Annotated in this window: 16 protein-coding genes and 1 pseudogene; 8 read left to right on the forward strand and 9 right to left on the reverse strand. The window is 32.5% G+C overall.

Annotation, left to right across the window (positions count from 1 at the left end; genetic code table 11):
• Positions 1-820, reverse strand: an 820-nt coding sequence (locus tag WCG23_10965; GenBank protein MEI8390390.1) for a glycosyltransferase family 39 protein, incomplete at its 3' end; no start/stop codon positions are given.
• Between the two features lie 187 nt (positions 821-1,007).
• Here WCG23_10965 and WCG23_10970 point away from each other — a divergent pair.
• Together WCG23_10970 and WCG23_10975 are read left to right on the forward strand one after the other, a co-directional pair.
• Positions 1,008-1,295, forward strand: coding sequence for a hypothetical protein (locus tag WCG23_10970; protein ID MEI8390391.1), 288 nt, complete (start codon positions 1,008-1,010; stop codon positions 1,293-1,295).
• Between the two features lie 87 nt (positions 1,296-1,382).
• Positions 1,383-2,339, forward strand: a complete 957-nt coding sequence (locus WCG23_10975) for an ROK family protein (GenBank protein ID MEI8390392.1) — start codon at positions 1,383-1,385, stop codon at positions 2,337-2,339.
• A 16-nt stretch (positions 2,340-2,355) separates the two neighbouring features.
• Here the strand turns inward: WCG23_10975 and WCG23_10980 are convergent, their stop codons facing one another.
• From WCG23_10980 to WCG23_10990, 3 genes are all read right to left on the reverse strand, one after another.
• On the reverse strand, positions 2,356-2,880 hold the full coding sequence (locus WCG23_10980) for a lytic transglycosylase domain-containing protein (protein ID MEI8390393.1): 525 nt from the start codon (positions 2,878-2,880) through the stop codon (positions 2,356-2,358).
• A 212-nt stretch (positions 2,881-3,092) separates the two neighbouring features.
• Positions 3,093-5,381, reverse strand: coding sequence for a hypothetical protein (locus tag WCG23_10985; GenBank protein MEI8390394.1), 2,289 nt, complete (start codon positions 5,379-5,381; stop codon positions 3,093-3,095).
• 87 nt (positions 5,382-5,468) lie between these two features.
• Positions 5,469-5,924, reverse strand: a complete 456-nt coding sequence (locus WCG23_10990) for a hypothetical protein (GenBank protein MEI8390395.1) — start codon at positions 5,922-5,924, stop codon at positions 5,469-5,471.
• A 288-nt stretch (positions 5,925-6,212) separates the two neighbouring features.
• On the opposite strand from WCG23_10990, the gene WCG23_10995 reads away from it, so the two are divergent.
• From WCG23_10995 to WCG23_11005, 3 genes are all read left to right on the forward strand, one after another.
• Entirely contained in the window at positions 6,213-6,413 is a 201-nt protein-coding gene (locus WCG23_10995; protein ID MEI8390396.1) for a GIY-YIG nuclease family protein, read from the forward strand.
• A gap of 79 nt (positions 6,414-6,492) precedes the next feature.
• Positions 6,493-8,052: a YifB family Mg chelatase-like AAA ATPase gene (locus WCG23_11000; GenBank protein ID MEI8390397.1), complete on the forward strand. Its 1,560-nt coding sequence runs from the start codon at positions 6,493-6,495 to the stop codon at positions 8,050-8,052.
• A 955-nt stretch (positions 8,053-9,007) separates the two neighbouring features.
• Positions 9,008-9,187, forward strand: a complete 180-nt coding sequence (locus tag WCG23_11005; GenBank protein MEI8390398.1) for a hypothetical protein — start codon at positions 9,008-9,010, stop codon at positions 9,185-9,187.
• Between the two features lie 71 nt (positions 9,188-9,258).
• On the opposite strand, the gene WCG23_11010 is transcribed toward WCG23_11005, so the two are convergent.
• A complete protein-coding gene (locus WCG23_11010; GenBank protein MEI8390399.1) occupies positions 9,259-9,420 on the reverse strand; it encodes a hypothetical protein in 162 nt (53 codons plus the stop codon).
• 352 nt (positions 9,421-9,772) lie between these two features.
• Here WCG23_11010 and WCG23_11015 point away from each other — a divergent pair, with 352 nt between their 5' ends.
• Positions 9,773-10,441: a hypothetical protein gene (locus WCG23_11015; protein ID MEI8390400.1), complete on the forward strand. Its 669-nt coding sequence runs from the start codon at positions 9,773-9,775 to the stop codon at positions 10,439-10,441.
• Position 10,442: 1 nt separating this feature from the next.
• On the opposite strand, the gene treS is transcribed toward WCG23_11015, so the two are convergent.
• The gene (treS, locus tag WCG23_11020) at positions 10,443-12,092 is read right to left on the reverse strand and encodes a maltose alpha-D-glucosyltransferase (GenBank protein ID MEI8390401.1); all 1,650 of its coding nucleotides are present in this window, start codon (positions 12,090-12,092) and stop codon (positions 10,443-10,445) included.
• Positions 12,093-12,287: 195 nt separating this feature from the next.
• Here treS and WCG23_11025 point away from each other — a divergent pair, with 195 nt between their 5' ends.
• Both WCG23_11025 and WCG23_11030 read left to right on the forward strand, forming a co-directional pair.
• Positions 12,288-12,677 (forward strand): MbcA/ParS/Xre antitoxin family protein, encoded by a 390-nt coding sequence (locus tag WCG23_11025; GenBank protein ID MEI8390402.1) that lies wholly within the window; start codon positions 12,288-12,290, stop codon positions 12,675-12,677.
• Entirely contained in the window at positions 12,658-13,326 is a 669-nt protein-coding gene (locus WCG23_11030) for an RES family NAD+ phosphorylase (protein ID MEI8390403.1), read from the forward strand. The genes WCG23_11025 and WCG23_11030 overlap by 20 nt, the downstream gene beginning before the upstream one ends.
• Before the next feature lie 523 nt (positions 13,327-13,849).
• On the opposite strand, the pseudogene WCG23_11035 reads toward WCG23_11030, so the two are convergent.
• The 3 genes and pseudogenes from WCG23_11035 to WCG23_11045 form a co-directional block, all read right to left on the reverse strand.
• Positions 13,850-15,253: pseudogene (locus tag WCG23_11035) on the reverse strand (DEAD/DEAH box helicase).
• 188 nt (positions 15,254-15,441) lie between these two features.
• The gene (locus tag WCG23_11040; protein MEI8390404.1) at positions 15,442-16,551 is read right to left on the reverse strand and encodes a hypothetical protein; all 1,110 of its coding nucleotides are present in this window, start codon (positions 16,549-16,551) and stop codon (positions 15,442-15,444) included.
• A 38-nt stretch (positions 16,552-16,589) separates the two neighbouring features.
• Positions 16,590-18,344, reverse strand: a complete 1,755-nt coding sequence (locus WCG23_11045) for a hypothetical protein (GenBank protein MEI8390405.1) — start codon at positions 18,342-18,344, stop codon at positions 16,590-16,592.
• Between the last annotated feature and the right edge of the window lie 87 nt (positions 18,345-18,431).

Raw genomic sequence — 18,431 nt, forward strand, 5'->3', positions numbered from 1 at the left:
AAAACATAACTACTATCAATAAAAAAACATAATTTTCATAAAATATTTGTTTAAATATTTCATGAAAAGGATTTGATATATAAATTCGCGAAAACATTGGATTTAATATATAAGTATATTTTTTTAAGAATGAATACTGGCAAATAAAAAAACAACCCGATATTAAAAATATCCTCATAGCCGCAGTTAAAATAAGTTTTAAATTCCTCTTTTTCTCCACACAAAAAATCATCAGGTATATAATCTGGAAAAATACCAGCACCAATCCCCAGTAATGCGTTAAAATTGTTGCTAATGAAAAAATTACGTATTTTATAAGCGTTTTTGAGTCTAAATCTTCTTTGGCTATTTTATTAATTATTTCAATCCAGACTGAAACTGTGATTATCGAAAACATCGCAAACAGGCTATATGGTCTTGCTTCCTGCGAATAATAAAGCATAACGGGCGATAATCCTGTTAATATTGCAGCGCCGAGTGCAATTTGTTTATTGAAAACTTTTTTGGTAGCGAAATAAATAAAAAATACAGAGGCTATTCCCGCAAGAAAACTCGGAAATCTAAGCATAAACTCGGAACTTCCAAATAATTTTATCCAGACATATAAAATTAGGTAATATATCGGTGGCGATAAATCAGCAAACATGTAAATAAAACTGCCGAAGAAGGTTTTTTGAGAAGAAAATACCCAGGAATATATTTCATCTATCCAGAGACTTTTTTCCCCGAGTCCCCAAATACGGACGACTATTCCTATTATCAATACAACTGCGAGTATAATGTAATGAATTTTGTTGAGCTTAAAATCTTTTTTTCTCATTTATCCATACTCTTTTTTTATCACCGGCCGCCAATTTTTCCCTCGAGTGAAAAGGCTAAGGAATTAAGTTCTTAATAAAATATTAGCATAGTTGAATTAGTTCACATATTATGGTATTTTCGGTGGCATAACAATCTCTCTTAACTCTTCAATTCTTCAATTTCTTACTTAAATTTCTGTTGAAACAATGAAAGACTTATCAACAATTTTATTAATAATATGTTTGCTGGCATTTTCCTTATTTTTTCGAGGAAATACAATAATCCTTGAAAGTTTTCCTTTAAATGGGGTAATATCGGTCTATTATGACTTGAACGGAATCCCTTATATATACATAAACAGCTACACAAAAAAAGACGGCACTATTGTAAAAGGATATTATCGCTCTTTGCCGGACAAAAATAAACTGAATAACTGGTCGGCAAAAGGAAATACAAACCCTTTTACGGGAAAGAACGGTTACGAAAAGCCTTAGTTCATGATAAACTGTTAATCCTAACAGCTGTTTAAATTAATGCTTTTTGTGTTTGGTTCAGTAAATTACTTCAGGAGTTAAATATTTATGAATAATTATTCAATAGGAATAGATCTCGGCGGTACAAAGATTTTGGCTGGTATTATCGATACAAAAAAAGGAACTGTAATAGAAACAGCAAAAAAACGTACCAAAAAACTTGAAGCTGACTTTATTATTCAAAGAATTATAGAAACTGCCGAAAAAGCTATCTGCAAAGCACAAATTCCTGTTTCTCAAATTTCCTCAATAGGTATAGGCGCGGCGGGACAAGTTGACAGAGAAAACGGTATTCTTATTTCTGCCCCTAACCTTAATTGTTTTAATGTAGAACTTAAGAGAATCATTGAAGAACACTTTAATATACCAACTTATATCGGCAATGACGTTGAAGTTGCAACACTCGGAGAAATGAAATTCGGTAGCGGTGTTGGCTATAACAATTTTGTGTGTATTTTTGTCGGGACAGGAATAGGTTCAGGAATTATTTGCGAAGGCAAGCACTTAAAAGGTGCAACCGGAACAGCAGGAGAAATTGGGCATATTATCGTTGATTCAGGCGGAAGACTTTGCGGATGCGGCGGACATGGCTGTCTTGAGGCTTATGCATCAAGATCAGCTATTGAAAAGAAAATTCTTGGCTCTCTTAAAAAAGGTCATAAGTCTATTATTACTGAAAACATAAAAGGAAGCGGTGTAATTCGGTCAAAAGACCTGAAAGAAGCTCTTGATGCAGGTGATGAAATAGTATTAAACGCTATAACCGAAGCATCAGAATATTTAAGCAGCGGTCTTGCTTCTATAATAAATTTTTACAACCCTGAATTAATCATTTTAGGCGGCGGTTTAATTGAAGCCATTGATTTCTTCTATGATCTAACCACCAAAAAGACTTTTGCTAAGGCTCTTGCGGTTCCTGCGGATAAGATAAAAATTGTAAAAACAGGGTTAAAGGATTTTTCGGGAATAGTCGGTGCGGCAACTTTGCATCAAGGACATAAGTAAGATAGGTTTTATTTCCCTATTCAATCATTATTGAATTAGGGTTTTTGCTGTAATAATCATAATAACTAAGAATATTTCTTACGTAGGTTCTGGTTTCGCTAAATGGAGGAATTCCGTTATATCTCATAACGCTTCCTGGTCCTGCATTATAAGCAGCAAGCGCCAGTCTTGTAGAACCAAATTGATCCTTTAAGGCTTTTAAATATCTTATTCCGCCTTTTATATTTTCTTCCGTTTTGTAAGGATTTATGTTTAAATCCTTTGCAGTTGAGGGCATAAGTTGAAAAAGACCTATGGCTCCTACGTAACTTTTAGCTGTTTTTTCAAAATCGGATTCCTGTTTTACTACGCTTAAAGCGAGTATAGGACTTAACCCCTGTCTTGTGGCTTCTTGCATGATTCTTTCTTTAATGGCTTTTTTTGAGTTAAGCGGAACATTTTTGATAGAACTTAGATCGTGTATTTCATAAATGTTAAAACCAACAATAAAACCCGCCAAAATAGCGCAAAAAACGTACTTAATCCATCGTTTAACTTTCATTCTTTTCCTCTAAATTTACTTTTTATAAGTTATTTAGCTTTTGACGAATAAAAATTAAACGAGTTCCATAAAAAATTTTTAAGTTTAGGAGCCTATCTTGTTAAAAATATAAAAATCAAGATATATAAGCTTTAAGGACTGCTGTTAAAATTGCTCTGCTTTTTTAAAGCGGAGATTTTTAATTTACCGATTATTTATTACTGGCGTTATCCTTATATTTTTTCCAATTCAGCAAGCTTGGGGTCTAAAAGTCTTCTTCCGACCTCTTCAAACTGAATACTGCAAAGCCTTTTATCGCTGGAGCCTATTATTTTGGTTACTGTTCCCAATCCGTATTTTACATGTCTGACTTTATCGCCTTCCTGAAAATCTTCATCAAAAGAAACAGTATTTTGATTTTTAGGCGTTGAATATATAGGAATAGCCGGCATTGAAGGTTCTGCTGTTTTTATCTGTACAGTATGACTTTGAGGAATTTCATAAACGTCTTCTTCCTCTTCGTCTAAATAATTTTCAACATATTCGTTATTGGAAGTATCATCATCTTGATCTTCGTTTTGTTCTTCTGTTCCATCATAAAAACTTCCGTAATCAAGCATTGACTCATCCTGAAATTCTTCAGTTGAATTATAATCAAAATCTTCATCGCCCTGTTCTTCAAGGTCAAAAGAAGGACGTGTGTTTTCTACAATATCCTCATCAATAAAGCTTGACAAATCGTCTTCGGAAAAACCTGATGCATATTTTTTAGAAGAGGCGTAGTTATTTTCTTTTTCATCATAAAAAGAAGACGGTTGAGAAGAAAGATTGTAAGAATCTTCTTGTTCTAATTCAAACTCGCTTTCTTTTTCGTCTTCATCTTCAGAAATGTCGTCATCGTCAAAATCTTCATCAGAAAATGAATTTTCTGTATTTGGATTGTCAAATTCTTCTTCCTGAGAAGTATAAACTTCTTCTTGCAATTTTGAAATATTATTAATCAATTCAATTCCTGTTTCATCATGCTCAAATTGATTTGAATAAATGAAACTGTTTTCTTCTATTTCTATTTCTTCATCATCATCTTCTTCTTCATCTGCATTTTCAAAAAATGGACTGTGCAGACTTTTCCTCGAAGACCCGTCATCTTCGTCCTGATTTACTATTTCAGTCATTGGAGATATAAGAGTTTCATCTTCACTTTCAGAAAAAAGATATATTTCCGGTGAAGTTTGGGTTGAAAGACAGGAATCATCGGAAGAAACGCTTTCTTCACAAATTTCCGTATTATAAATATTCAAATATAAAGGCAGATTATTTGTAATTTTTCCTGTAATCACAGCTTCGTTATCTTTAAGCCTGACTAAATTATCCTGTAATGCCGTTATTTTTGTTGTATTCTCAGGTGCAAAAGCAATAATATTGGCTGTATAAGACAGCAAAGAAACAGCTGTTTCCGATTCGTGTCCGGCTATTATTACAGGATAAATGCCGTTTTTATTAGCTTTTGTGCAAATATTTTCTATAAAAGATTTATCTATATCGATTTTGTCGGAATCAAACACCAAAAAGAACTTTTGTTTATATTTATTAGTATTTGAATCAATTATGAATTCAATTAAATTTTTCTGCCATTCTGGCGGGAATTTTGATAAATCAAGTATTACAAGATTATTATTTCTAAAACTTTCTGTCAGGCTTGTAATTTCCTGTCTTTTATCTGCAAAAACCCCCTGTTTCTGAAGTTTTAAAAGTTTATTTTTTAATAAAACAAGTTCGGTTAATTTATTTGTTTCATACACAGAATCTACGGCCTGTCTGAAGCTTGAGAAAGGAATAAATTCTACTGATTCCGACGAAAGATAATTTTCAACTTCCATAAAAACAGCTTCTATTGTGGCTCTTGTCTCGGGAGAAACACCCGAAAGACTTTTGTTGTAAAGAAGTTCAAGCCCTTTTAAATCAAAAGGAAGTTTTATATTTTTCCCTGCTTCAAGTTTTAGTGAAACTTTTAAGTCCGCATAAGTGTTGTTAAAATCAATTAATACGGTTTTTTCAACGTATTTAGAAAATTCACAGGATAAAAGGTCTAAAATATTGTCTTTTTGAGTTTGTTTATCACAATAAATTACAGTCGGTTTTTCAAAAAAAGATGCTTCAAAATTAACTTCCGTATCAGGGTATAAAGACAAAGTTCCCAACGGAACAGGATTTTGCGGATTTAAAGTGTTTGAGCATAATAAAACTTCTTTAGCGGAAAGTTTATTAATCATAAAATTCTGGGAAGGAATATTTCCCTGCCAGCTTATTAATTTTCCAAAGCTGTCTATTGTAAACAGTATTTTTGATTCCGCCACATTAAAATTAGGATTATTTTCCGCAGTAGAAATTCCTGTAACCTGTGCAAGAACACCATTTTTTGCTGCAGCGGTTATTTTCAATATATCTCCAAGCAAAAGTTGTTTTTCATTTATATCGAATTTTATTTTTATTTTTTGTCCGCTTACATGTTCAATAAACATCTTTTTGTCTGACCTCGATTTATGATTATCTTGCTTTTATTTTAAAACAAACTTTATTTGAAAATATTTATTGATTATACCTTAAGTTTACATAAAAAAATCATCATCATCTATAAGTTTGCTAAATAAGTTTTTTGCGTAGTGTTCCGGCGAAGCAAAACTCCATTTTATATCATGAGAAGAAGAATTTATGGTGAACGAAATAGGATTCAAGTGCTTTGTTATTCCTTTCCAGATATAAATTGGAATTATAGTTGTCTTAACAAAATTCTCCAGTATTTCTATTTTACTTTTCTGAAAAATTATTCGATGAAATCTTCCCTCAATAAAAAATCTGGTTTTTCCTTCGGATTTAAAATTTATTTCATTAAGTCCAAGTTTTTCGTTTAAAGCCTCAGAGATGTTCTGGAAAACATCTGCAAATTCTTCATTAAAAATCGTATTTACAATAGGTTCAACTATTTCATTTTTATAGTTTTCTGTTTTTTTGATAAATGCCAGCTTAGCTTTAAATTTTTCTACTAAATCCTCAATGTCGACCATTCCGTATTCCTTAACTTAAATAAAATGTTTCAATTTAAGAAGCAAAAACTGTTAAAAACTTTGATACAGGTTTTGTGTGTACTATATTTATCTCAAAGATAAGTAAAATTATACAATATATTCATATTTTCAGGAAATACTGTTAATAGTGTAAGTTCTTACGATAGCCGAGAAGCTGTCATTGAGAGAAGGCGCAAAGTGAAGACACGGCAATCTGTTTAATATTTAGTTGTCATTGCGAGCGACCAACGGAAGCGTGGCAATCTATACGGCAAGGGAATAAAGTCAATGAATGATAAACAATTTTATATCTACATAATGACAAATTATGAAAATACAACATTATATACAGGTGTTACTAACGACCTTATAAGAAGTTTTAATTCCAGTTGGAATGACTTAAGTAAGAATTGGACAGATTGCCACGTCGAGGCTTTAGCCTCTCCTCGCAATGACAGGGGGTTATGGGTTTGTGGAAGAATTGAGTAGTTAAAAAGCAGCTTTGCTGCCTCGCAATGACAGTAAAATTCAGGAATGATATTTAATAAAGTAAAGTGAGAGAAACAAAATGATAGCAAATGTAATAACCGGAGCGCTAATAGGGATAGAAGGGTATAAAATCACTGTTGAAGTTGATATCTGCTCAACAATTCCGGGACTTACCATCGTGGGATTACCTGATATGGCGGTTTCAGAGGCAAAAGAAAGAATTCGCTCCGCTATAAAAAATTCGGGTTATGATTTCCCTTCAAGAAAAATAGTTATAAATCTTGCACCGGCAGACATCAGAAAAGAAGGTTCCGGCTTTGATCTGCCTATGGCTGTAGGTGTTCTGGCTGCTAACGGTGATATTAAATTTGAATCTCTCGAAAATGTCGGATTTCTTGGAGAATTATCCCTTGATGGAAGCTTAAGAACGGTTAACGGAGTTTTGCCGATCACTCTGGGTTTGAAAAAAGCAGGCATAAAAAAAATAGTAGTGCCTGAAAAAAATGCAAAAGAAGCGGCTCTTGTTGACGGAATTGAAGTTTATCCGGTGAATAATCTTCAGGATGTGTTTAAATTTCTTAATCCTCCTGCTATTTCGGAATTCAGAATTCAGCCGTACAAAATTGATATTAAAGAAATACTCGATAAAACAGCGCAGGAAGAAATAAAGTTTGATTTTAAGGATGTAAAAGGGCAGGAAAAAGCAAAAAGAGCTTTAGAAATTGCGGCAGCCGGCGGACACAATATACTTATGTCAGGTTCCCCGGGTGCAGGCAAAACGCTTCTTGCTAAATGTTTTGCAGGCATTTTACCTCCTCTGGAACTCTCAGAAGCTATGGAACTTACTAAAATTTACAGTGTTAGCGGGCTTCTTGAAAAAGATCAGCCTTTAGTTACCTCCAGACCTTTTAGATCACCGCATCATTCTGCTTCTTATGCAGGAATTGTAGGGGGCGGAACAAATCCAAAACCGGGAGAAATCAGTCTGGCTCATAGAGGCGTACTTTTTATGGATGAAGTAGTAGAATTTCCGAGACAAGTTCTGGAAATTCTAAGACAACCTCTCGAAGATGGCGAAGTTACAATAAGCAGGGCAATGATAAGTGTTAAATACCCTGCTGATTTTATACTTCTTGCGGCAATGAATCCCTGCCCTTGCGGGTATTTTGGAGACAAACTAAAACCATGTACATGTTCTGATTTTCAGGCAAAAAAATACTGGGCAAGGCTTTCTGGCCCGATTCTTGACAGGATTGATCTTCAGATAGAAGTATCAAGGCTTTCAGAAGAAGAGCTTTTAAACAAAAATAACGATTCTGAAAGTTCAAAAACAATAAGGCAAAGAGTTGTGAATGCAAGAAAAATTCAAGTTGAAAGGTTTAAAGACGAGGGTCTTGTCTCAAATTCTCAAATCTCTCCAAAGCATATAAAAAAATATTGCCAACTTGATTCTAATGGCGAAAACCTTTTGAGGATGGCTATTTCAAAGTTTAATCTTTCAGGGAGAGCCTATGACAGGATTTTAAAACTTTCCAGAACTATTGCAGACTTAAAGGAAAGCGAAAATATTACTCAGGCTCATATTGCAGAAGCAATACAGTACAGAAATTTTGACAGAATGATGCCGGCAACAGCTTAAAAAGCTTATAACTCAAATTACCAAATCGCCAAAATCGTCATTGCGAGCATAGCGAAGCAATCTATAAAAAATAAAGATGTCATTCTGAGGCAAAGCCTGATTTTACTAAAAAGCAGAACTCATAAAAGTTATAGGTTTATAGACTTGATTCTCAAATAGACAGATGCTTCGTTTCACTCAGCATGACAAAAGAAAATACTCTAAAGAACACTAATTTATATTAAAGTAATTTTTTGCAAAAAAAATAGACAGTTTTGAGGCTGTCTTAATCCTTGTTTTGTAGGTAAGGAAGGGAAAGGGAAAGGGAAAGGTAGGTGTAGTAGGTAAAGGTTTTATTTATTGAAATTTAAGCTTTTATTTGAGGTAGTGTGTTGTGTTTGTTTTGTTTTGTCCTTGTACATATATAAAAACACCCGTATTGAAAAAATTGCTATTTAGTATATAAAAAATAGCTATTTGATTAACAAAACTTAATAACTGCTAAGCCAAAAACCTGTAAAGCCTACATCCATAACACTTCTTCGATTCATAAATTTTCTTAAAGTTTGAATTTTATACAGGAGTTACGCAAAGTAGAAAAATTTCATAAAAATACAATATCCTGACATTCTTTTAACAAAAAGAAAAATCAGGATATTGCTATAAAGTTACTATATGCTCACAGAAGGGCACTATGATTAACTGAAGGCAAATTTTTTTAACGGTTTGCTCATAAATTTTACATCATAGTTTTTCTTATTATTGTTAAGTATAAAAATAGTGTTTTAATCTTTCAAGATATTTCTTGATAAAATTTAGTTTATTGAATATAAAGGCAACGATTTATCTGTTCTCTGATTTCCGGCATGATACAGAAATCAAGAAGTTTCTCTATTGCAATAATTCTTTTTTCTATTATATTAGTTCTAAAGTGGTCTATACAGGGCACTTTGTTTACAAAAGAAGAGAGATGATCATGAACACTACAATCATTAAAGAAAAATCTTCAACATCTTATGTTGAGCAAAGAAAAGCCAGAGTGGCGAAAATTACAAGAAAACATTCACAAAATCTTTTTGGCTATCCGCATGCTTCAATTGGAGAAATCCGCACAGAGGCAGTAAGAAGAAACTTGGAATCCGTTTTTAATAAATAAAATCCAATCCAAAAATGCCTTAAAAAAGTTCCCGTTGTTTGCAGAAACTTTTTTTGTGAAATAATTTTTGCTTAGTCATAATAATTTTGTTTATAATAATCCCTGTCAGGGAAATTGGAATTAGATAAGACTATTTCTTGATATTCCGCTTTATCAATATCAAGACTTTTAATTTTTATATTAAGTTTATTTGTTTTTTCAACTTTTTGAAGATTTTGTTTTTTATTCGACATTTGTAAAATCTCAAGCAATAGTTTTAATTAGTAACTATTATACCTTAAAACATAAAACTGAGGAGATCTTATGATCCTGAGACCTCCTCAGCATACAAAATTATAAACTGACAGAAAAAATTTTCTACCGACTTTTGTTTAGTTTTTTAAATTGTATTATTAAAATACATTAAGCATAAATTAAAATATAAACTATTGAAGAAATTAAGGCTGGTTCAACAAATTTACCCATGATTAATGAAAATAAAAAAATACTCAACAAATAAAAGAGTAAACCTGTAAAATATCAATGTTAAACTTTATGTAATTCGCGTAAAATGGATTTTCGTCAATTGCATAAAGGAGTATAAGTTTGGATATTGCCGGATTAGTAGATACAACGTCAAAGGGTTTAATATTAAATAAACTTTTTAACCAGAGCAGTAAAAATGCTGTAAGTGATGTAACAAAGAGCATGCTTGGCAGTGATAATCCTATTGTAGATAATTATTCCGGAACTCTTGTTAATCAAACAGATTCAGCAGCGATATCAAATTTTGCAACCAAATTAAGTGCTGTTGATAAAGAATTAAAAGCAGCGGGAAACACTAAAGGGGCTGACGGATTGCGCGAAATTGCAAAACAGTTTGCTTCCAAACCTCAAGATTTTGTTAAATTCATGAAATCAGTTGATACTCTTAATTCAAAAAACTTTCAAGATATATTTTCTACAGCAAGCGATGTTGCAGATAAAGGACTCAGTGTTGAAAAATTTGTAAATACACTTGGCTCAATATCAGATGATAAATCAGCAAAAGGCTTTTTAGATTCTACAAAAAAAATATTGGAAGATACCAGCTCCAGTAATTCTGATAAAGGAAAAGTTTTTAACAAACTTGCTGCTGCTGTAACAACTATTGAAGATAATTCTAAATTAAAACAGACAGAAAAAAATGACGCACTTTCAGGATTATTTAGCACTGCAACTAACAGCAAAAGCTTAACAGAACTTGGAACAGCGTTAGACAAATTTGTTAAATAAATTATTTTATTTCAAACCAGAAAAAAGAATGTGGCCGCATAGTTAAAATATAACTGTTGTCCTTAATTTCAGGGAAAATTTTTCCTGTAAAAAGTTCCAAAAGAAATTTACCTGCATGTTTGCTCAGATTAAGCTCAACAAATTCCGCGGTTCTCGATAAATTTGCAACGCAAAGTACATTTTGCTCTTCATAACTTCTTATATAAGCCAAAACCCCGATATTTTCAGGTTTTAAAAATTCTAAAGATCCTCTTCCAAAAACCTTATATTTTTTTCTTACGCTGATGATTTTTTTCATAAAAGCTAAAAGGGAATTAGGTTGAATATTTTGGCTTTCAACATTAACTGATTGATAACCGTAAACAATATCGATTATCAGCGGTAAATACAATAGTTGCGGGGAAGTTTCGGAAAATCCTGCGTTTTTGTCAGGAGTCCATTGCATTGGTGTTCTGACCCCGTTTCTGTCGTTTAAATAAATATTGTCGCCCATTCCTATTTCATCGCCGTAATAGATAACAGGAGAGCCCGGAAACGAAAACAAAATGGAGTTTAATACCTCTAAAGAGCTTCTGTCGTTTTCAAGAAGAGGCGCAAGCCTTTTTCTGATTCCCAAATTTAATTTCATTCGAGGGTCTTTGGCATATTGCTCATACATATAGTTTCTTTCTTCAGCTGTCACCATTTCAAGTGTCAATTCATCATGATTTCTTAAAAACAATGCCCACTGGCAGGAATAAGGTATTTGAGGAAGTTTTTCCATGACTTCAACGATAGGTTCTCCGGATTCTTTTTTCAAAGCAATAAAAATTTGCGGCATTAATGGAAAGTTATATGCAAGATGGCATTCATCTCCATTACCAAAGTATTTAACAATATTTTGAGGCAATTGATTCGCTTCTGCGAGAAAAATTTTGTTTTTGAAATTATCATCCAGCACTTTTCGCCAAATTTTTATAACCTTGTGCGTTTCAGGCAAGTTTTCATTGGTTGTTGCTTCTTTAACGCAAAGATAAGGAATTGCATCAAGCCTGAAGCCGTCAACACCGATTTCTGCCCAGTATTTAATTATTTTATTTATTTCTTTTACGACCTCAGGATTATTAAGATTCAAATCAGGCTGGCATGAAAAAAACCTGTGCCAGTAAAATTTTTTCACATCAGGTTTCCATGCCCAGTTAGAGTTTTCTGTATCGCTGAATATAATTCTGGTTTCTTTAAATTTTTCCTGATTATCGCTCCAAATAAAATAATTCCAGAATTTGCTTTTCTCTCCTTTTTTAACAGCATCCCTAAACCAGTGATGCCGGTCGGAAACGTGGTTTACAACAAGTTCTATGATAATTTTTATGCTTCTTTTTTTGCATTCTTTTATAAAATTTTTAAAATCGCTTAAAGTTCCGTAGTCTTTGTTTATATTGTAATAATCCTCTATATCATAGCCATCATCTTTTAAAGGAGAAACAAAAAAGGGCAAAAGCCATATAGTATTGATTCCTAAATCTTTTAAATAATCCAGTTTTTCCGTTAAGCCTTTAAAATCGCCTATCCCGTCTTTGTTGTTGTCTTTAAAAGCCCGAACATGAACTTCATAAATTATCGAATCCTTATACCAGAAATTATTTTTTTCGTTATTTTTAGGAATTTTCATTTATTTTATTTCTAATCCGGCATGTTATATCTTTTACATTATTGATTTTTTTATAACACTTTAAATTAAGCAGATGTTTAGTAATAAATACTGAAATTCTTTAATCATAAGGATTATAAAAAATTAAGGGTTGATATTACTCCAAATTTGGAGTAATATGTAAAACATAAAGGTCTAAATTTGGAGTAAAAAATTATGCCTGTAATAAAACAACAAAAACAAACTTTAAAAAGCGAAATCAATACCACGGCTCTGGAAGCTTTTTTTAATATTTGCACATTATGGCAATTAAAAGATAAAGAGCAAATGATATTATTTGGAATTCAAACAGAATCAACTTTTTATAATTATAAAAAAAATAAAAAAGGGATATTACATAAAGACACTTTAGAGAGAATTTCTTATATAGTAGGCATTTATAAAGCATTACAGATACTTTTTCCTGATGAAAAACAGTCTGACGGGTGGATTAAAAAATCTAATAAAGCATTTAACGGAAAGTCGGCTCTGGACGTAATGCTCGGGGGAAATGTGGTTGATTTAGCGGAAATAAGGAATTATTTGGATGCACAAAGAGGCTGGTAGCGATAAATTTTGTGAAATAGCTTCAGATTATTACCGCATAGTTACAACCCGAAGACCGAGCATTAATTTGTATGAAAGAATTATTGATGATAATAAATTAGATGCGCTTAATTTTATTGAATCTCTCACGAGTAGTCGCTTAAGAGAACAAAGAGGCGAAACGGCATTTATTCCGACCGAACAGAAAGTTTTTTGTGAAAACAGCTCTTTGATAGAAGCCCCTTTTGCTTACAGAGCAAAAAGCCGGTTTAGTAACGGTAGTTTTGGAATATTTTATGCTGCAAAAGATTTAATAACTGCTATAGAAGAAACAAAATACCATAAAAGCCTGTTTTTTATTTCTACAAACGAAAAATCCTGTGAGAGTCAACAACGTGTTTTATTTGGCAATTTAAACGGTAATTTTAATGATATTCGAAATTTAAATTTGCCTTATATTTACTCACCTGATGATTATACAGATTCACAAGCTTTCGGGGTTAGATTAAAGGAAAATAACTCGGACGGAGTGGTATATAATAGTGTTCGCAATAAAACAGGCGAATGTTTCGGGGTTTTTAAACCCAATTTAATTAAATCCTGCAGAGAAATTAAAAGCCTGAATTATAGTTGGGACGGTAAAAAAATAACTGTATCAGAAATCAAATAAAAAAGGAGCCGCGGCTCCTTTTTTATTTCTTAATTTATTTATTTTTATCAAATTTTCTGGCGGGTTTTTTGTCTCCGCTTTTTGGTTTACTGAATTTTTTATCGAAGAATTTGCCTTCTTTGTTTGAAGAATCAGTTTTCTTTTTAGCTGACGGTTTAAAAGGTTTAAATTCGCCTTCGGGTTTTCTGTCATTATTGGGTTTGCCGTAGCCTTCTCTGGAAGGTCTGGCTTCTCCGGAAGAATTATCTCTGGTCTTTTCCGCTGACCTGTATGGTTTGAATTCGCCTTCAGGTTTTCTGTCATTGTTGGGTCTGCTGTAGCCTTCTCTAGGAGGTCTGCTGCCTCCGGAAGAATTATCTCTGGTTTTTTCTGCTGATCTGTAAGGTTTAAATTCTCCTTCGGGTTTTCTGTCATTATTAGGTCTGCCGTAGCCTTCTCTAGGAGGTCTGGCTTCTCTGGAAGAATCGTCGCCGTTATTTCTTGATTGTCCAAAAGGCCTGTTTTCGCCGTTATTTCTTCTGAATTTATCTTTTATAATATATTTATTTCCGAATTTTTTATCAGGAAATCTGTTTTGAGTAGGTCTGGCTTCTCTTACAGGCTCTTCAAAATTAACAGTACGGTCAAAACTTTCGTTTTCTCTGTCCATTGTTATTTTAAGCAACGCTGCTGCAATATCAAGAGAAGTATAATCTTCTCCCATTATTTGTTCAACCTGATTGATATATTTGCTTAAATGACCATCCTCAAGGATTTTGCCGATTTTTTCAGCATAAGAATTTATTCTTGTGGTTTCAATTTCGTCTATTGTCGGAACAGATTGTCTTATAATCTGGACTCCGTTTGCTCTTTCGATTCTTTTTAAATTATAAATCTGCTTGCCTGTAACAAAGGTAAAAGCTGTTCCTGATTTTCCTGCGCGTGCTGTTCTACCTATTCTGTGGGTATAATCTTCATCATCTCTGGGTAAATCATAATTAAAGACTGCTTCTACATTGTTTACGTCTATTCCCCTGCCGGCAACATCGGTTGCAACAAGTATTTCAACTGTTCCGTTTCTGAATCCGTTCATTACTCTGTCACGGTAATTTTGGCTCATATCACCGTGAAGAGCATCTGCAAAATATCCTCTTGTCTTTAAAATTTCTACAAGCTGGTCAACCTGGCTTTTTGTATTACAAAAAACGAGAGCCAGTTTAACATTATGAATATCAAGCAAACGAGAAAGCACTTCGGGTTTATTTTTGTCCTGCACTTCAAAGTAAATTTGCTGAATTTTTGGCGCACTTAATTTTTTGTGAGTTACATTAACGATAACAGAGTCTTTTTGATACTGTTTTGTAAGCCCTATAATATCCTGAGCCATCGTAGCAGAAAACAGTACAGTCTGTCTTTCTTCGGGAGTATCTTTAAGAATAACTTCCATATCATCTCTAAAGCCCATATCAAGCATTTCATCCGCTTCATCAAGAACTATGATTTTGACGGATTTCATTTTTATTGAACCCCTTCTCATGTGGTCCATCGTTCTGCCCGGTGTTCCGATAACTATCTGAACACCTTTTCTTAAAGAGCCGAGCTGTCTTTCTATAGGCTGACCGCCATATATAGGAACTACTGACAAATTTTCCTTGTATTTCATAAGTTTGCGAAATTCTTCGGACACCTGAATTACAAGCTCTCTTGTAGGACATAAAATCACGGCCTGAAGCTCTTTGCTTGAAGCATCAATTTTTTCTATTATCGGAATCGCAAAAGCGGCAGTTTTTCCTGTGCCTGTTTGTGCCTGACCTATTATATCTTTCCCGTCCATTATTAAAGGAATGGCTTCTGCCTGAATAGGTGATGCTTCCTCAAAACCCATATCCTTAACTGCATCAAGTATTTCTTGGGATAGATTAAGTTCTTCAAATTTTAGTTTTAACATTCATGATCTCTTTCTTGTTGTTTCTTATTAAATTAAAAAGTTCTTTCACAATCCTTGAATGTAAAAGAACCTTTATCTAAGTTTATGCCTTAAGTTATTTAAATTAATTTAGGTTTTGGCTAAAAATACATTAAAGGTTTAAAATTCTTGTTTTTTATATTATATGCCAAAAACACTAAACAATTTTTTTATAATTTTTTGTCAACATTCTTTTTTTTAAAGGGAGCTAAACACATTAAACCTGTAAAAATAAGCCCCAAGGTGCTTATCCCTACAATAACCGAATAAATATTTTCAATTTCATCGCTTCCAAAAATGCTCATTGTGTGCAAACTAAAGAAAAAATGGGCTAAAGGCTTGTTGTGCAAAAATTCTTTTGCTATTGTCATGCCCATTGCTGTTACTGCACATAGAGCCAACGGTAAAGAAAATACAATTCCGAGTGCTCTGTGATATTTATAAAATTTTGCTTTTAAATTAGCCATTTTATTCTCCTTAAGGTTTAAAGACAATTGTAACACATCTTTTGTGTTCGTATTCAAGGAAACTGTTTTTAAAATCACCTTTTTTTCATAATTAAATTTTAGATTTTTCAGTAAATTTTCTTGTACAGCATATTCTTTTTCATCCTGATTGACTATAAGAATTTTTCCGCCGTAGTTTAAAGAATCATAAGCATGCCTGAGCATTTCGGTCGGTTTGAATTTACTTAAAGGCAAACCCCACTCCTGAAGAGGAAATTCCGTTACAAAAGGGAAAAACCATATTATATAGTCATATTTATCTTTATGCTGCAAAAAATCTTTAGCGATATATCGGGTGTTTTGGAGATTTTTTATATAAAAATGCGCATAATCACAGCGTGTATGAAAATTTGAATAAACCCTGAAAGCATCCAGTTCTATTCCTGTGATAAATATTTCCTTTTTCCGGTTGTTATATTTAAAAAAACTCCACTCACCTGAAACATAAAACCAGTTTTTTGAACCAATATCAAGAATTTTTATAATATTTTTATTGTTTTTTGAAAGCTCTTCAAGAGTTAAAAAACAACTTTCCAATAATTCTATGACCGCAAGATTATCGAGATAATTTCTGCGTGTGGAATTGTTTTTAAATTCCTGAAGATGGTATTTTTCCAGATAAATTTTCTCTTTTTCTTTGGCAGTTTGTATTTTTTCATCGGAAAAATCATTAAAAAGATTTTCTTTAGGCTCGTTTTTGCCTGTGTATTTCCTTTTTAATTTTATATTTCGCCTGAAAAAGAAATCTATTTCGTTATATAAATTTTTAAACATACTAATAAGTTAAAATTATTTATTTCTCCTGTCAAATTTTAATTATTGTACTTCTTTATACAGTGCTCAATAAATTTGTAAAGAGCAGGGTCTTTTCTTTTTAGTGTGAATCTCGTATGGCTTCCACCGCCCTGTAAATAATCATCGTTATAAATCATTGAAACATGAGGCTTGTAAACGCTGCAAAAAGCTTCATACCCCTGCGCAAAATATTCCCATTCATCAAGCGCCGCATAATAATCAAGACATTTATCCGTATCTTTAGCTTGTTTATATAGATCAGCTAACACTTTTTTATCATTCTGGTCTAAAATATCATCTGTAAAATTATGATTAAATTCATGCGCCAGAGTATTATGCTTGTCTTTTCTGTTAAGTTGAGCTTCATTAAAAATAACAGTACTAATAGCCATGTTTGAATCCATAAATTCTCCACCAAGCTCAATAGCTGAATAAAAATCTCTCTGTCCTGCATTTTTAGGAAATATAAATGTAGCTGTATCTTTCATAATATAAGTTTTTGATCCATTCTCTACAATGTTTTTAACAACTTTTCCCAAAGGCAGCAGCGCCCTGTCAACCCAATTTTTTTGCTGAGGATTCAACTTTTCCTGTGTTTGAATGTATTTGTTTTTTGCTTCAATATATTTTGCTTTGTCTTCTTTGCTCATCTTTAAATTATTTAATTCGTAGTCTTGCGCATTAAACTTGTTTTCTGTTTTATCAAGCAAAATTTGAGCAAGTTCGCTAAGTTCAGACTTTTCGGCAATAATATTTCTGCGGGTTTGCAGCACCTGCTCTTTGTTTTTCTTGATATACATAGACAGAGAATGCAGTGCCATCTCTCTATCTTCAAGATTCCGGTTTTTGTTATTGGCTATTTTATATAACACTTTAAAAATTTCAGGACTTTGGCATCTGCCGGCTGCCCATATTGCGACGGTTTTTATACTTTTAGCGGTTTTTTTGTTTTGAATTATTTCAGGCAAAATCTTTATTAATTGCCCTGATTTTTTTAATCCGAGAGCTTTTATTGCTGATTTTTTTCTATCATTATTTTCCTGATTATTTTTGAGTGTGTTAATCAATTTAGCTTCGTCATATTTATTAAAATCAAGCAGTTCTTTAGTAAGATTTCTAATTTTATCATTTGTATCATTTTGACAAACATCTTCCAGAAATTCTGCAAACTTTTCTTTAGCAGGTGCTATAAAGCTGGCTATGATTATACACTGATTTTTTATTATAAAAGAATAAGCTGAATCATCGGGAGTATTTTTCATTACATTTTTCAGAATTTTTAATTTTTCTTCATTATTTTCCCATTTTATGTCTAAAGCAGAGTATGCCTGAAGCATTCTATTAAGTCCGTTTAATGCGCTTATTTTAACAACAGGAAGTTCAACACCTTTTTTTTTGCGAAGGTTCCCGATATTTCTAAAATAACCGATTTCTGGTTTTTCAAGCTCTTGCCATAATATTTTTTCTTCGTGTTTTAAAAGAGTTTTTTTATCTTCTATTGATAAAGTTTTTTTATATTCTCGGGCAAGTTCTTTTAGTTTTATATTATTAGCATCTTTTTCTTGTAATTTCCAAAGAGGATCTAATCTTAAAGCTCCTCCTTTTAATAAGAAGTTTGCATATGATATAGATTCTTCTTCAAAATCAACAGGAGGATCACTTGTTTTCTGAAAAGAATCTTTTTGCCCGCAAAAACCTATACGGTTGGAATTTGCCTTAGAGCCTATAAAATTATTAACTTGTTTAATCTTTGGATTAAATAATAGTTGCAATTTGTATCTCTGTTTTGTAATCTCTTATATCTAAACAGGAGTTACGCAAAGTAATTTAAAATATTAAAAATAAAGAATCCTGACTTT

This window comes from bacterium (assembly GCA_037147175.1).
In the GTDB taxonomy this organism is placed as follows: domain Bacteria; phylum Cyanobacteriota; class Vampirovibrionia; order Gastranaerophilales; family UBA9971; genus UBA9971.